Source organism: Vibrio metschnikovii CIP 69.14 (assembly GCF_000176155.1).
GTDB lineage: Bacteria > Pseudomonadota > Gammaproteobacteria > Enterobacterales > Vibrionaceae > Vibrio > Vibrio metschnikovii.
This window is the reverse complement of the sequence record NZ_ACZO01000006.1, coordinates 1,297,828-1,314,366: the sequence shown is the minus strand read 5'-3', so window position 1 is coordinate 1,314,366 and position 16,539 is coordinate 1,297,828. Positions and strand designations below refer to the sequence as shown.

Sequence of the window (16,539 nt, the reverse complement as noted above, 5' to 3'; positions counted from 1 at the left end):
GTTCAAGCTTTTCTCTTGTCTGTGGTCATTCCCTGGAGGAAGTGTCACTCTCAACACCAAGATTGACGAAGATGACGTAGGTTATGAAAAAACGTACAATAAAATTTTTTACACAATCAATAGGCCGTCGTCATTTACGAGTCGACATTGACAAAGGACGGTATGTTTGTCGTTACGGACGACCGGATTTGAGAGAGGGGAGAGATAATGAAACTGTTCTTTGCTTCAGACTTACATGGCGCTTTGCCTGCAGCTGAAAAAATGTTACAGCAATTTACCCAGTCTGGAGCGAATGCGCTGATTTTATTGGGTGATTTATTAAATCATGGTCCGAGAAACCCTATTCCTGAAGGGTATAACCCTCCCGCGGTAGCCGAAAAATTAAATGACTACGCTAAACAAATTATTGCGGTGCGGGGGAATTGCGATAGCGAAGTGGATCAAATGTTATTGGATTTTCCAATCATGAGTGACTTTGCGTGGGTATTATTGCCCTCAGGACAGCGATTGTTTCTTACTCATGGCCATCTCTATGATGAGCAGAATCTGCCGCCTTTATCGATGGGTGATATTGTTGTTCATGGTCATACTCATCTTGCACGAGCAGAACGATGCGGTAATCATTTTGTATTAAACCCAGGTTCAGTGACGTTCCCTCGATCTCAGAGCGTCGCCAGTTTTGCTGTCTTAGACGGATTTTGTTTCACCGTCTATGGCTTTGAGGGGGAAATCTTAGCATCGCTTGATCTTTCGCTATAATGCTCTCTTTCTCGGTCATATTGAGCGCTATTCGTTAGCGGTCAATATGACCTAAATCGCGTTGTGGATCGATAATATCTCTTACCCGTTGTTTCAATATTTTGGCTTCTGGGAAGCCATTATCCCTTTTTCGTTCCCAAATTGAGCGTTGGTTGCAAAAGATCTCAAAACGTCCACCGGTATCTGGATGTAAAGAGACCATGTCAATCTCTTCACTGAATGTCTGCAAGAGCTCTTGGCTTAGCCAAGACGCTCTTAACATCCACTGGCATTGCCGGCAATAATAAATATCAATGTTTACTTTGTTCATAGGCAACTAATGGGCAACTCATGATGTAGAAGTGGTGACTATCCATTACCAAACAGTACCGTTGAACCATGGCTCAAGCTAGTGAGTAGTAAGGTTTTCTTGTTAATGATATCAATCCTTCGGCTCTGTTGAGCGTCCATCTTAAACAGTTGAGTGATTAACTGCAGTTGCTTGGGCGTAAAATCTTTACTGTAAGAAGATGAGATATCTTTAAATTCCGTCGGTGATACGAGAAGGTAGTTATCACTGATGCTCCATTCTCCAGACTCAGAGATATTAATAATGTTATCAGGTCGGTCGGCTGATAACGGTTCAATCGAATACAGTTTCACTCTCGATACCCGCAAGTAAGTACCATTCGGCAGATATTTTACGTTTGAAGAGACGTCAACGCGATGCAGAGGTCCCACCGCATCATTAGGTTGAGTGGTTTCGATTAAGGTCACCATTTTTGATTGCCACTCACGAGACATCAACACATTGTCTAGCTTCGTTTCATTCGTCCAATAGATCCAACTACTGACAACTGTTGAGATAAGCAATAAAAATGCAGAGATTTGTTTGGTCATCGTTGTTCCTTACTGGCACACTTTATCGGTGTCATCTGGGTTAGCAAAAATCCGCAAAGTAATATTTTCCCCAGAAAACTGAGGTAAATGAATATAGTTCAGGATCAGTTGACCATTATCACCACCTGTCGCGATCACTTCTTTCAGGATCATATCATCAGAGCGCATCGAGTGATGCTTTTTGATGCACGATTTGATCAGAGGTAGCCATGTGCTCAGGTCTGGGTGATTGATGGGCGAACTGATCACGACATCATTGACCACGGCCAGTTGACGAAATTGTGAGGAAGACGGTGAACTAAAAAAGAGCACCATGATCGGTAATAAGATGGCACACATTAACATTGCCAATGAGCAAAGATCCGATAAGCGTTTCGCGGAAACCGTATCTTTTGTGCCCATGAATGTATCGTTAGATTTGCCAGTGAGATCAGTATGGCTATCTCCTGAAAAGGCGCTCTCGTCTTGGTTAGCGGCGCTATTTTCTAACGCGATCTCTGGCTCAGCAATGACCGGTTCGGGCGGCACAATGGGCTCAACGCTAGCAATAAACTGATAACCACGTTTAGGCACCGTTTTAATAAACAGAGGGAGTTTTGTTGAGTCCTTAAGCATTTTTCTTAGCGTAGAAATTGCTTGAGTCAAGCTAGAATCGTCGACTTCAAAGCCTTGTTCTCGCCACACATAATTGTGTAGGTCATCACGAGAAATAATTTGGTTAGGATGTTGAACAAACATAGAGAGAATACGACTCTCATTGCTGCCGAGACGCGTCTCTTCTTCTCCGGTTTGATCGACCAATAAGTTTGATGTCGAGTCAAAAATAAACCGATTGGCAAGAATGAATTTGCTAGCTAAATTGCTCATTGAGTTCTTCTTTTTAATGGTTGTTACTCAAAATGGCCAAGTTCTGTCGCGCTTGGGGTTTTACTGCCCTAGTTTCGTATTATTCGATCATATTTGTCGTCAGCTACACGATCATTATCGATGAAACAACAATATTTTACTGTTGTTTATCACTGCGAACTCATCGTGTTAACGGTTTTGAGAGGTATCAATGACAGACTTTTTTCATTACCCTGATCGAAATTCTTAAGGGTGAAACCTAAAACCAGTAGAGAATAATCAAAAAAAATCCAAAAAACAGTGTTTTTATGTTTTTTGACCTTGAATTTACATTGCCAAGCCACATGTTAATAGCAAATCTATGTTCTTCCTACCCATTTTAGTGTGATGGATGGGGTTTGATATGATGTTACGGAGCTAAAATGAGCGAGACGACAACCAACAACAAAGAAACACGTGGTTTTCAATCTGAAGTAAAGCAATTGCTTCATTTGATGATTCATTCTTTATACTCCAACAAAGAGATCTTCCTACGCGAGTTGATTTCTAACGCCTCTGATGCGGCCGATAAACTGCGTTTCCAAGCGTTATCCAACCCTGATTGGTATCAAGGTGATGCAGAATTAGGGGTCAAACTGTCGTTTGATGCCAAAGCCAATACCTTGACCATTTCAGACAACGGTATCGGTATGAGTCGCGACGACGTTATTGAGCATTTGGGAACCATTGCTAAGTCAGGCACGGCAGAGTTTTTCTCTAAACTTTCTCAAGAGCAGTCTAAAGACTCACAATTAATCGGTCAGTTTGGTGTTGGTTTCTACTCTGCGTTTATCGTCGCTGATGCAGTGACAGTGCGGACTCGCGCAGCAGGATTGGCGGCTGATCAAGCGGTACAATGGCACTCACAAGGAGAAGGTGAGTATACGGTTGAAACGATAGAGAAAGCTTCTCGTGGTACCGATATTGTTTTGCACATGCGTGACGAGGGTAAAGAGTTCTTATCTGAGTGGCGTTTACGAGAAATTATTTCTAAATACTCTGATCATATTGGCATTCCAGTTTACATTCAAACATCGATACGTGATGAGGAAGGGAAAGAGACGGGAGAGGTTAAGTGGGAGCAAATTAACAAGGCTCAAGCCCTATGGACTCGCTCTAAATCTGACGTCAGTGATGAGGAGTATCAAGAGTTTTACAAGCATGTCTCCCATGATTTTGCCGACCCGTTGACTTGGAGCCATAACAAAGTTGAAGGGAAAAACGACTACACCAGCTTACTGTATATTCCGGCTAAAGCTCCTTGGGATATGTACAACCGTGACCATAAACATGGTTTGAAATTGTACGTACAACGTGTCTTTATCATGGATGATGCTGAGCAGTTCATGCCGTCGTACTTGCGTTTTGTCCGTGGGTTAATCGACTCCAACGATTTACCGCTCAACGTCTCGCGAGAAATCTTACAAGATAATAAAGTGACTCAATCGCTGCGTAATGCTTGTACCAAGCGAGTGTTGACCATGCTTGAGCGTCTTGCCTCGAACGACAGTGAGAAGTACCAAACGTTTTGGAAAGAGTTTGGTCTCGTGATGAAAGAGGGGCCTGCTGAGGATTTTGCTAATCGTGAAAAAATCGCTGGATTACTGCGTTTTGCTTCAACTCATGAAGAGTCAGCACAACAGAACGTGAGCTTAGCAGCGTATGTTGAGCGAATGAAAGAAGGTCAAGAGGTGATTTACTACTTGACGGCGGATAGCTATCTGGCAGCGAAAAACAGCCCTCACTTGGAGCAATTCAAGGCTAAAGGTATTGAAGTCATTCTGATGTACGATCGAATAGATGAGTGGTTGATGAACTACTTAACCGAATTTGATGGTAAATCTTTCCAATCTATCACCAAAGCTGGTTTGGATTTGAGCAAGTTTGACGATGAAGCTGAGAAAGAGAAGCACAAAGAAACGGAACAAGAGTTTCAAACGGTAGTTGAGCGTATCAAAACTTATTTAGGTTCAAGAGTGAAAGACGTTCGTACCACGTTTAAGCTTGCTTCAACGCCTGCCGTTGTGGTTACCGATGATGGTGAAATGGGCACGCAAATGGCTAAACTATTAGCCGCTGCGGGACAAGCCGTACCGGAAGTGAAATACATTTTTGAGATCAACCCAGAGCATAGCATGGTCAAACGTATGGCTGATGAAGCCGATGAGCAAGCGTTTGGTCAATGGGTGGAAGTCTTATTAGGGCAAGCGATGCTGGCTGAGCGCGGAGCAATGGAAGATCCGACTCAATATGTTAAAGCGGTCAATGAGTTATTAACTCACGCATAACTCTATTGTCTTAAACGATAAGACCAAACTCGCCATCGTGCGAGTTTGGTCTTTATGAAGCTGACTGATTCAGCCAGTACTCAGGGCGATACATTTATTCTGTTCGTACTATGAAGAGGCGTGATTCTTTAGTCTTACTCTGCTCTTTTTAGTGGATTTTATGTTAGAATCACTCGCTTAAATGATTTGGCCATCTTGAGTGATCTCTACTTTAATGACCAGTTTTTATCTTATTATACCGAAACTTACCGTCTCTCAATTCCGTTAGGCTGTGAGCTTCGGTATAACACAATTTTCAAAAGAGGATTAAACATGCGCATCATTCTTCTCGGCGCTCCGGGTGCAGGTAAAGGCACACAGGCTCAATTCATCATGGAAAAATATGGTATTCCACAAATTTCTACTGGTGATATGCTACGTGCCGCTATCAAAGCGGGCACTGAGCTTGGTAAAAAAGCGAAATCAGTGATTGACGCTGGTCAGCTTGTTTCTGATGACATTATTTTAGGTCTGATTAAAGAGCGTATTGCTCAAGCTGATTGTGAAAAAGGTTTTTTACTGGATGGTTTTCCTCGCACAATTCCGCAAGCCGATGGCCTTAAGGCGATGGGAATTAACGTGGATTATGTGATTGAATTTGATGTTGCTGATGACGTGATTGTTGAGCGTATGGCGGGTCGTCGAGCACATCTTCCTTCTGGTCGTACTTATCATGCTATCTATAATCCACCTAAAGTCGCTGGTAAAGATGATGTTACGGGTGAAGATTTAGTAGTGCGTGATGATGATAAAGAAGAGACAGTACGTGCTCGTCTTAGTGTTTATCATGACCAAACGGCACCTTTGATCGAATACTACGGCAAAGAAGCGGCGGCTGGACATACTCAATATTTAAAATTTGATGGTACCAAGCAGGTTGCTGAAGTTAGTGCTGATATTGAAAAAGCGTTGGCATAATGTCACCTAGTTTTCAATTTGTTTAGGTTAACTAACGCATTGATCATAAAAGCGACCTTGACGGTCGCTTTTTTTAAACTTTTTGGTTGTTGTGACGTACTTACTATTCTCTGTGGACTGAATCAATGGAAGTTATGCAAACGAAAAAAAAACTTGGTGTATTGCTGGCTAATTTAGGCACGCCAGATGAACCGACGCCTAAAGCCGTCAAACGATTTTTAAGTCAGTTTTTACATGATCATCGTGTGGTTGATTTGACGCGTTGGATATGGTGTCCATTACTCCATGGTGTCATTTTACCGTTACGCTCTCCTCGAGTCGCTAAGTTGTATCAATCGGTTTGGATGGATGAAGGCTCGCCGTTATTGGTTTATTCAAAGCGGCAACAAGAGAAACTTCAACAGCGCCTTGATTATCCGGTTGAACTAGGAATGACCTATGGAAACCCAAGTTTACTGAGTGGTATGCAAGCGTTACGAGATCAAGGCGTTGAAAAAATAATAGTGTTACCGCTCTATCCACAATATTCAGCAACCACGACAGCAGCGGTGTTTGATGGTTTAGCCAAAGCAATGAAAACGCAAAGGGTTATACCGGAAATCGATTTTATTACCGATTATCATGACCATCCGTTATACATTCGTGCTTTAGCGGACAAAGTTCGCAGTTCGTGGAGTGAAAAAGGGCAAGGTGATGTACTGATTTGCTCTTATCATGGCATACCTAAACGCTACGCTGATAATGGTGATATTTATCCTCAACACTGCCGGAAAACGACCCATTTACTCGCACAAGAATTAGGTTTGAGTGATCAACAAGTCATGATGACTTACCAATCGCAGTTTGGTAAAGAAGAGTGGTTACAGCCCTACACCGATAAAACTATGCAGGCTTTACCTTCGCAGGGGATGAAAAAGATCGATATTATTTGCCCAGCATTTTCGGTTGATTGTTTAGAAACGTTGGAAGAAATTAGCGAAGAGAATAAACATCTTTTTCTTGAGGCTGGAGGGGAAGCATTTAACTATATTGCCTGTCTTAATGATTCTGATCTGCACATTGAGATGATGGTTGATTTAATCCATGCTCGTTATTAGGGCCGTTGTTTTGCTGTGATAATGTTTCCGCTGGTGGTTAGCAATGCAACCAAAGCCGTGCTGCTGTTGACTCCAAAAAACCGTTAACGCTGCAGCAAATAATAAAAAAGCCAAACGGTGATGTTTGGCTTTTTAAATGGAGGTGACCGCTACAGCAAAGAGAGGCCGTATCGATTAAGCGATTTATGCTTCAACGGGAGTTAGCGTTTCAATCTCGGTAGTGCTTTGACAAATTTTGCTCAGCATTGGCGCGATTAAAAAGGTTAAGATAGTGATTCCTGCTGTGACATAACCAATTTTTCCAAACACGTCACCGTAAATAGCCAGTGATTCTTGCGCTGTGGTAATGTGTTCAGGGACAGAGGTTAAGCTAGCTACCCATCCTGCGGCAACAGCTGCTGCAGCCGAGGTTAAAAACCACATACCCATAGCAAACCCCATCATACGTTGTGGGACTAGTTGTGCCACCATCGCCAAGCCAAGTCCTGATACCAATAATTCACCGATCGACTGGAATAGATAGCTCATGACTAACCAGTTTGAACTGATGATCCCTTGAGTGTTCGCAAAACTTGTCGACCAAGAAAGTACCAAGAAAGAAAGCGCGCATAATCCCATGCCAATGGCAAATTTAAACGGCATCGCTAAACGCTCACCTAACTTACCGTATAACATCGCCAGTAGCGGACTTGCTAGCATGATCCAGAATGGGTTAAGTGCCTGGAACTGTTCTGGTTCAACTTGGAAACCGAACAGGCTTGGGCTAACGTTATGAATGGCAAAAAAGTTTAATGAAGTCGGCATCTGGAAGTAGAGTACGAAAAAAACCACGCCTTGCAGCATAAGAGCAAAGGCGACGAGCATCTTTCTACGTTCTAAGCCAGTCATTGAAAAGGTTTCTTTAAAATAGCAACCCAGAATGGTTAAGCCAGCTATGACCAAAATCATATGGGCTAAGAAGAGGTTTTGTAATAGATAGCTAGAAATAAAGCTAGCGAGTACAGAGCCTAGGATAACCACCATTAATGAGCGACGATTAACAGGATTCAGATCGGCAGGTGAACCAACTTTTTTGAGCATTTTTAAGCACATCATAAAGTTGACTACCGTGATCGCTAGGCCAATCGCACTCACACCAAATGCCATACCATATCCCGCACGTTCAGCGACTATCGGGGTGATGATCATAGAAAAGAAGGAGCCAAGGTTGATGGCCATATAGTACATCGTAAAGGCACCATCGAGTCGAGGATCGTTATCGGCATAAACCTTGGAGAGTAAACTTGATGGATTGGCTTTAAATAAACCATTACCGACAGTGATGAATCCCATCGCAATGTAAATTAGCGTTGGCCCTCCCCAATGGCCATCCGTTGTGGATAAACCTAATAACAGATAACCGACCATTAAGATGATTGCACCAAGCGTGATGGCACGTTTTGTACCAATAATCTTATCGCCAATCCAGCCGCCAGCGGCAACAAATCCATAAACTAAAGCAGAGAATGCACCAAATAGAACAAATGAAGTTGACTCACTCATACCTAAGATTTTGACCATATATACCGTCAAAATCGCTTGCATTCCGTAGAAGCCAAATCGTTCCCAAAACTCAATTGAAAAAATCAAATAAAATGATTTAGGTTGCTTGAATATATTCAAGTCAGACATACCGCTCTTCCTGTAAGTGCCTCTCTGTTTGTCTTACCACTCTTGCAGATCGTTATTGTTAATCCTATCTGAGATGGTGGTAGCGCAGAGATTATTAATGTAATTATTGTTATTCCCGAATAGCAACGGAAGCGTGTATACCCTTCCTACTTCAAGATGCAGCGGTGTTGGCTACGTTCGTGTATCCCAATCACATCATTTGGCTATGTTCATGGGGAGTCACTCACTTGCCGCCTACCTGCAACTCCAAGTCGTTTGGTTATAGCAACGGAAGCCATTATCGAACCTCAGTTGTTGACGCTAAATATCCAGTTGTTTGGGTTATAAATTTAGTAATAATTTGTTTCGTTGACCGATACGTATACCGCTAAGCGTATAGTGCTGCAAGACATAAAATGAAAACAAAGAAATCGCTAAAAATGTAGTGTTTTGAAAAATAAAATATTTCTAACGTTTTTTACTCTTGATGTTGTGTGAAAACTAAGTTTTCACATTTGGTTACATTTTTGGCGTGGATGGATTGTTGGATTAATTATTGTTGTCGTTTGTTATTAAGCCGCGCTGAGTAAACGATCATCTGCATAAAGTGACGGGATGGCGTCTAATGAATATTAGCTTCGAGCCCTATTGATGATCAGAGTGTTTATCCTCTTCCCACTTCAAGTAGTTTAGGTATACTTTCTCTATTGCCAAATGCATAAGTGGCGTAAATAAAGCATAATAAGAAGGTTGGCTAAGGTTATGAAAGGTTGGTATCTGCTTTATTGTAAGCGAGGTGAACAAGCAAGGGCAAAGAGCCATCTTGAAAATCAAGGGGTTGAATGTTTTTATCCGCAAATGGAAGTTGAGAAAATTCTTCGTGGTAAAAGAAAAAAAGTACAAGAGCCCGTTTTCCCGTCTTATATTTTCGTGTGTTTTGATTATAAGCAAGGACCGACGTTTACGACTGTACGTTCAACACGTGGCGTTGTCGATTTTGTTCGTTTTGGCCCTGAACCTAAAGAATTATCGGAAGCATTAATCACCGAGCTAAAAAAACTGGAATATCTACCCGATCACGAGCAACTTGGATTACCAGAAGTAGGGCAAGAAATTGAAGTTAAAGGTGGTCAGTTTTGTGGTATTCGGGCTTTATATCAAGAGCCGGACGGTGAGGCACGCTCTATGATGTTGGTGCAGATGATCAATCAGCCAGTGGTGATCAGTATTGATAATAAAGATTTGGATCTTAAGCATCGCTTAGACAATTGAGCTTGCGTCGTTGAGAGCGTTTGATGATTAAGTAGAAAAGCTCAAGGCGCCATAGAGGCGCCTTGATTATTTATATCGAAGGTTATTAATAAGCTTCATTATGTACGGCTTTTACTGCTCGACCTGAAGGGTCAATACAGTTTTTGAAAGACTCATCCCATTCTACGGCCTTGGCAGAGGAGCAGGCGACGGATGGACCACCAGGTACACAGCGTGCTGCAGACTCTAATGGGAACAGCTCTTCAAAGATTTCTCGATACACATAGCCTTCTTTGGTTGTTGGCGTATTGTATGGAAAGCGGAATTTAGCCGTTGCCATTTGTTGATCGCTAACTTTCGCTTCTGCGGTTGATTTCAAGGTGTCTATCCAGTTATAGCCGACACCATCGGAAAATTGCTCTTTTTGACGCCAAGCAATGGAATCCGGTAAATAGTCTTGAAAGCATTCGCGTAAGATGTGTTTTTCCATCTTACCATTACCACACATTTTGTCGGCAGGGTTGAGACGCATCGCGACATCAATAAACTCTTTGTCCAAGAACGGTACTCGTCCTTCAACGCCCCACGCCGCGAGTGATTTATTCGCTCGAGCACAATCAAATAGGTTTAATGCGAGCAGCTTACGGACGGTTTCTTCATGAAACTCTTGCGCATTCGGCGCTTTATGAAAGTAAAGATACCCGCCAAATATTTCGTCAGCGCCTTCACCCGATAGCACCATTTTTATGCCCATCGCTTTAATTTTTCGTCCGAGTAAAAACATCGGTGTTGAAGCGCGAATGGTCGTCACATCATAAGTTTCAATGTGATAAATCACATCACGAATCGCATCCAGCCCTTCTTGAATGGTATAGGTCATTTCATGATGTATTGTGCCGATTTTTTCAGCCACTTCACGAGCGGCTTTTAAATCAGGTGCGCCTTCTAGACCAATGGCAAACGAGTGCAGTTGAGGCCACCACGCAGCCGATTGTTCATCATCTTCAATACGCATCGCGGCGTAACGTTTGGCAATGGCTGAGGTGATAGAAGAATCTAACCCGCCAGATAATAATACGCCATAAGGTACATCGGTCATTAACTGGCGTTTGACCGCCGCTTCTAACGCTTCCGTGAGTTCTTCTTTACTCGATATATTCCCTTTTACAGCATCATATTCAGTCCAATCGCGTAGGTAATAGCGGTAAGGTTCTGGATCGGTTGAACGAAAGTAACTGCCAGGAGGGAATTCACTGATCGATTTACAAACCGGCACTAATGCTTTCATTTCTGAGGCGACATAGTAGTTGCCATGCTCATCGTGACCTTGATAGAGCGGGATGATGCCAATATGGTCGCGGCCAATTAGGAATTGATCTTTTTCCTGGTCATAAAGAGCAAAAGCAAAGATACCATTGAGTTCTTCGAGTAATTCAGCGCCTTTATCTTGGTAGAGGGCTAAAATGACTTCACAATCGGAATCGGTTTGAAAGTCGTATTTATCTTGATAGCGGGCACGAATTTCTTTGTGGTTATAAATTTCACCATTAACGGCAAGAATAAGTTTTTTATCAGGGCTATACAGTGGCTGAGCACCGCTGTTTAGACCGACAATCGCTAAGCGCTCATGAGCAAGAATAGCGCGCTCAGAGGTGTAAATACCAGACCAGTCGGGGCCACGATGACGTAGTTTTTTAGACATTTCTAAGGCAATTGTCCGTAATGCACTGGCGTCGCTTTTGATGTCTAAGATACCAAAGATAGAACACATACCGCTTCCTTAATTAGATGATGTTTAATCAGATGGCTTTAATTTGCCATTTTGGTTAAAAAAGGCAACACTTCTTTGTTTAAATAATTAATCATTGCTTGTTATGGTGAATTTTTTCTAATTTAAATTGCTTTTCAGTGAATGAGTTCTAATTTGCGTCTAATAAATCAGCAATGAAGGTGTGAGAAAGGATAACTAGAAAGGCGATATCCCCAATCGTGTTAATGGCAACGTTCATGGGGAGAGAAAGGGAATCGCTGATCTGACTGGATTAATGTGGCGAGTTGAGCACAACAACGAGGCTCAATAGACCTTAGTCTTCGAGCAATTTCTGGAGTAAAACGCCATTAAGCATGGCTCGTTTTATCATAGCAAAAGCCCCAATCGTGGGTCGCTTGTCAATCGTTGATGCCACAATAGGTAACTGACGATGAAAAGCCTGTAACGACTGATTTTCAACATTACGTAAAATAGCTGGAAAAATAACCTCTTGAGCCGCAGTAATATCACCCGCGATGATGACTTTCTGAGGGTTAAATAAGTTAATCGTCATGGCTATTGCTTTACCAAGTTGATTACCGACTTGCACTAGGGCTTGCTTCGCTAGCTCATCATCTTGCAAAGCGTGTTGACAGATATCGTCAATGGTTACTTTAGGCAGATCAGATAAACTTGATTTGTAACCTTGAGCAAGCCGTTTCTTGACACGAGCGACGATGGCTGGATTGCTGGCGACGGTTTCTAAGCAACCGAAATTTCCACATTGACACTGTTCACCAAGAGGATCGATTTGGATATGGCCGATTTCGCCAACGTTGCGGTTAGTTCCTAGAAAAACGTGTCCATTGACAATGATTCCAGCTCCTGTACCACGATGCACGCTGACTAAAATAGAATCTTGGCAGTCTTGGCTCGCGCCAAAGTAGTGTTCTGCCAGCGCCATGCCACGCACATCATTACCGACAAAACACTCAACATGAAAGTGGTCTCGAATAATATCGCCAAGCCCAAGCGCATCAATTTCAATATTGGGCATATATTCAACAACGCCGAGCTCAGGGTTAACGAGACCGGGTAAAGCAATACCAATCGCAATTAATTGTTTAATATTACTTTGTTGTTGGGCAAGAAAGGCTTTTAAATGATGAATTAACCCTTCGATTAGCTGAGGTTGATGAGCGTAATGAAACTCATAGGAAGAGCAAGCCAGTTCTTGGCCTCCCAAATTATACAGGCTCAGCTGAATATAATCGCGACCTAATCTGACGGCGATAGAATGAAATGGTTCGACTTCCGTGGTTAAAGAGATCGCACGTCGTCCACCGGTCGAGGCTTGCTGTGCGACTTCTTTAATCAACCCTCTTTCTAGGAGTTGGCGGGTTATTTTTGTCACACTTGCTGGTGCAAGTTGACTGACATCGGCAACTTGGATGCGCGAAATTGGCCCCTGTTGGTCGATTAAGCGATAAACAGCTGCGCTATTGAGCTGCTTAACGAGATCTACATTACCTATTTGTCCGCCATTCATGATTACTTTTGCTCGTATTGTCCATTCACTACTGTCGCTTTTACATTGAAGTCACGGTCAAAAATGGTCAGGTTAGCAATATAGCCTGGTTTAATGCGACCTAACGTCTTATCAACACCGATGGCTTTCGCTGGATATAAGCTGGCCATCCGCAATGCTTCATCTAAAGCGATTCCGACATGCTCAACCGTATTTTGGACTGCTTCAATCATCGTTAAGGCTGAGCCGCCAAGTGTACCGTGTTCATCAACACACTTGCCGTCTCGGTAATATACTTTCTTACCGACAAAAATAAAGTAATCCATTTCAGCGCCTGCAGGAGCTGTGGCATCGGTCACTAATACGAGCTTATCGCCTTTTATTTTGTGAGCAATACGGATGTTAGCGTAATCAACATGAAAACCATCAGCGATGACTCCCGTATAGACTTCGGGTGTGTCATAAATGGCACCAACAACGCCGGGTTCACGACCAGCCATCGGTGTCATTGCATTGAAAAGATGGGTTGCGAAAGAGATTCCTGCAGCAAAGCTTTTACGAGCTTCTGCATAAGTGGCATTGCTGTGGCCGATAGAAACAATAATGCCCGCGTCAACGAGTTGCTCAATATGTCGCAAGTCATTATTTTCTGGTGCTAAGGTGACTTTAGTTACGACATCGTTATTTTGACAAATGAAGTCAATCATCGCTTGATCTGACTGACGAATGAAATCAACACTATGAATGCCTTTTTTCATTACATTCAAGTAAGGCCCTTCTAAATGCAGACCGAGAGATTGATGTGGGTATTTTTTTTGGTACTCACGTTGTGCGCTGATGGCTTGTTGAATATCGTGATCTGACGAAGTAATCAATGTCGGGAGAAAACTAGTACAACCGGATTTTAAGTTCGCCTGATGCATCACTTGGATGGTATCTGCTGAGATTTGATCATTAAACATCACGCCACCACAGCCATTGAGTTGCAAATCAATAAATCCAGGACAGAGATTGGCACCATTGAGATCAAAATGATTGATCGCCGATGGAAGTTGATTTATCGGACAGATAGCTTGAATGATGTCGTTATCCACGATAACGGCATGATCAGTTAACTTATCACTACCAGTGTAGATTTTGCAGTTTGTGAGCGCATACATAATCAGTTAATCCTTATCTATCGGGGGAGCTTCATTGTGTTGATATCCTTGCGACTTGAAGTCTGCGTACTGTTACTCAAAACGATGAGAGCCATGGTGATTTAGCAGGAGGTTATCGAGGCCAGCCAATAAGTAAATATAGTGGTATGGCCTACTTTTTCTCCCAGTAAGTCGGGCATCTCAACTTCAATTAGTTCGCGAAATATCTATCAATCGTGTGCTTACCAAAATCGTAAGCAAAAATAAGTTTTTGAACACCTTGTTATATAAAGAAATCATCGCTGAATAGGTTATCGATTTAGTCAATAATCTATCTTTGACTGGTGCTTTATAAGCTATCTTCTTGGTTAAGGATAGCGGCAAAGGTTTGTTTTTTTATATGGTAAAATAAGTTTTATGATCCTGCTAGCAAAATTGCTCAATTTCGCTGCTTTCTGGTGATTATGATCACAATTGATAAGGTTTTAATTTGCGGAGCAAAATTAATGGCATAAACTGACAGTGACTAAATTGGGCGATCAAAATAAGTAGCTCAACATATACAAAAATCCTATAGGGGGAACTTAAGGTGAATATTCTTGGATATTTTCAAAAAGTAGGTAAGGCCCTGATGGTGCCTGTCGCGACATTACCTGCGGCAGCCATTTTGATGGGGGTTGGCTACTGGATTGACCCAACGGGTTGGGGTGCAAACTCCGCCTTAGCGGCATTCCTAATTAAAGCGGGTGCAGCGATTATTGACAATATGTCAGTACTGTTTGCTATTGGTGTCGCATTCGGGATGTCAAAAGATAAAGATGGCTCAGCAGCCTTGGCGGGCTTCGTTGGCTTTTTGGTGGTGACAACCCTGCTGTCGCCTGGATCGGTAGCACAGATTCAAGGTATTGATTTAGCCGCTGTTCCTGCAGCTTTTGGAAAAATTAATAACCAATTTGTCGGCATTCTGGTCGGGATTGTTTCGGCAGAAATTTATAATCGCTATTCAACGGTTGAGTTACATAAAGCGCTCGCCTTTTTCTCTGGTAAGCGTTTAGTGCCCATTTTAACCTCATTTGCCGGTATTCTTATCGCCTTCGTACTAATGTACGTTTGGCCTGCCGTTTATGGTGGTTTGGTTTCTTTTGGCGAATCTATCCAAGGTTTAGGTGCGACGGGTGCGGGTATCTACGCATTCTTCAACCGTCTATTGATCCCTGTGGGTTTACACCATGCTCTTAACTCTGTGTTTTGGTTTGATGTTGCAGGTATTAATGATATTCCGAACTTCCTTGGTGGTGCAAAATCGATTGCTGAAGGCGTGGCTATTCCTGGCGTAACAGGTATGTACCAAGCGGGTTTCTTCCCGATCATGATGTTTGGTTTACCCGGTGCAGCGCTGGCTATTTATCATACATCTACGGCTAAGAATAAAGAAAAAGTAGCAGGCATTATGATTGCGGCAGGTTTTGCCTCTTTCTTTACTGGGGTGACAGAGCCGCTAGAGTTTTCGTTCATGTTCCTTGCTCCTCTACTGTACCTCTTGCACGCGGTACTCACTGGTTTGTCGGTATTTATTGCTGCTTCAATGCAGTGGATCGCTGGCTTTGGTTTCTCCGCTGGTTTGGTCGATATGGTATTATCTTCACGTAACCCGCTAGCCGTACAGTGGTACATGCTGATTGTTCAAGGTTTAGTATTCTTTGTTATCTACTATGTGGTTTTCCGTACCGTAATTTTGAAGTTTGGTTTAAAAACTCCGGGTCGTGAAGATGATGACGAAGCCGTGAGCTCGGTTAAAGGTTCACAAGAGTCTTCTGAATTAGCAAAACAGTACTTAGAAGTACTTGGTGGCCATGAAAACTTATCGAATATTGATGCTTGTATTACTCGTTTACGTTTAACCGTAAAAGATATGTCAATCATTGATGAGAAACAGTTAAAAGCATTAGGCGCAATGGGCGTGGTTAAACTAGGGACCAATAATTTACAAGTCATTCTTGGTCCTTTAGCGGAAATCATTGCTGGTGAAATGAAATCGATAGATTCCAAATCACAACAATAATCTCTCAATCGCAGAGCGAGCTTGATCACTACGGTGAGCGGCCTCAATGGCTGGTGATTATTCTGAAGCCTTCACATTAGTGAAGGCTTTTGTTTTGCTTGCGAAAAGATCCTGATTGACATCGTTAGGGTATAAAACGATAGATTAGGTCACTTATACCGCCAGTTCTGGTAAATATTCGTCTGAAAACCGCAGTTTTTATTGTGAAATAGGGCGGAATTGTGGATGATTGGTGGTAATACCTATGTTGAGTTGGAGATCGCCAACTCATAACGTAGAAAATCATTTCTGACA

13 protein-coding genes are annotated in these 16,539 nt (G+C 42.5%); 6 read left to right on the top strand and 7 right to left on the bottom strand.

All coding sequences use genetic code 11. The annotated features are described in order from the left end of the window. The first annotated feature begins 207 nt into the window (after positions 1-207). Positions 208-759 (top strand): phosphodiesterase, encoded by a 552-nt coding sequence (gene yfcE / locus VIB_RS09325; protein WP_040904544.1) that lies wholly within the window; start codon positions 208-210, stop codon positions 757-759. 34 nt (positions 760-793) lie between these two features. Here the strand turns inward: yfcE and VIB_RS09320 are convergent, their stop codons facing one another. The 3 genes from VIB_RS09320 to VIB_RS09310 are packed head-to-tail and all read right to left on the bottom strand — an operon-like array spanning position 794 to position 2,505. Continuing rightward, positions 794-1,069, bottom strand: coding sequence for an Rdx family protein (locus VIB_RS09320; RefSeq protein ID WP_040904541.1), 276 nt, complete (start codon positions 1,067-1,069; stop codon positions 794-796). Positions 1,070-1,107: 38 nt separating this feature from the next. Beyond that, a complete protein-coding gene (locus VIB_RS09315; RefSeq protein ID WP_040904539.1) occupies positions 1,108-1,638 on the bottom strand; it encodes a regulatory protein ToxS in 531 nt (176 codons plus the stop codon). Positions 1,639-1,647: 9 nt separating this feature from the next. Next, positions 1,648-2,505, bottom strand: coding sequence for a winged helix-turn-helix domain-containing protein (locus tag VIB_RS09310; RefSeq protein WP_004395696.1), 858 nt, complete (start codon positions 2,503-2,505; stop codon positions 1,648-1,650). Between the two features lie 401 nt (positions 2,506-2,906). Between VIB_RS09310 and htpG the strand changes: the two genes are divergently transcribed. From htpG to hemH, 3 genes are all read left to right on the top strand, one after another. Next, complete coding sequence (gene htpG / locus VIB_RS09305; protein ID WP_004395695.1) at positions 2,907-4,811, top strand: molecular chaperone HtpG; 1,905 nt, start codon at positions 2,907-2,909, stop codon at positions 4,809-4,811. Positions 4,812-5,123: 312 nt separating this feature from the next. Beyond that, positions 5,124-5,768, top strand: coding sequence for an adenylate kinase (gene adk, locus VIB_RS09300; protein ID WP_004395694.1), 645 nt, complete (start codon positions 5,124-5,126; stop codon positions 5,766-5,768). A gap of 134 nt (positions 5,769-5,902) precedes the next feature. After that, complete coding sequence (gene hemH / locus VIB_RS09295; RefSeq protein WP_004395693.1) at positions 5,903-6,865, top strand: ferrochelatase; 963 nt, start codon at positions 5,903-5,905, stop codon at positions 6,863-6,865. Positions 6,866-7,048: 183 nt separating this feature from the next. Here hemH and dtpA read toward each other — a convergent pair whose 3' ends face one another. Beyond that, complete coding sequence (gene dtpA, locus VIB_RS09290) at positions 7,049-8,536, bottom strand: dipeptide/tripeptide permease DtpA (RefSeq protein WP_004395692.1); 1,488 nt, start codon at positions 8,534-8,536, stop codon at positions 7,049-7,051. 741 nt (positions 8,537-9,277) lie between these two features. Here dtpA and rfaH point away from each other — a divergent pair. Then, on the top strand, positions 9,278-9,787 hold the full coding sequence (gene rfaH / locus VIB_RS09285; RefSeq protein ID WP_040904536.1) for a transcription/translation regulatory transformer protein RfaH: 510 nt from the start codon (positions 9,278-9,280) through the stop codon (positions 9,785-9,787). 85 nt (positions 9,788-9,872) lie between these two features. Here rfaH and asnB read toward each other — a convergent pair whose 3' ends face one another. From asnB to nagA, 3 genes are all read right to left on the bottom strand, one after another. Continuing rightward, on the bottom strand, positions 9,873-11,537 hold the full coding sequence (gene asnB / locus VIB_RS09280) for an asparagine synthase B (RefSeq protein WP_004395689.1): 1,665 nt from the start codon (positions 11,535-11,537) through the stop codon (positions 9,873-9,875). Between the two features lie 313 nt (positions 11,538-11,850). After that, complete coding sequence (gene nagC / locus VIB_RS09275) at positions 11,851-13,065, bottom strand: DNA-binding transcriptional regulator NagC (RefSeq protein ID WP_004395688.1); 1,215 nt, start codon at positions 13,063-13,065, stop codon at positions 11,851-11,853. A 2-nt stretch (positions 13,066-13,067) separates the two neighbouring features. Next, a complete protein-coding gene (gene nagA, locus VIB_RS09270) occupies positions 13,068-14,204 on the bottom strand; it encodes an N-acetylglucosamine-6-phosphate deacetylase (protein WP_040904534.1) in 1,137 nt (378 codons plus the stop codon). A gap of 568 nt (positions 14,205-14,772) precedes the next feature. Here nagA and nagE point away from each other — a divergent pair. Continuing rightward, positions 14,773-16,245 (top strand): N-acetylglucosamine-specific PTS transporter subunit IIBC, encoded by a 1,473-nt coding sequence (gene nagE / locus VIB_RS09265; RefSeq protein WP_040904532.1) that lies wholly within the window; start codon positions 14,773-14,775, stop codon positions 16,243-16,245. Positions 16,246-16,539 lie beyond the last annotated feature (294 nt).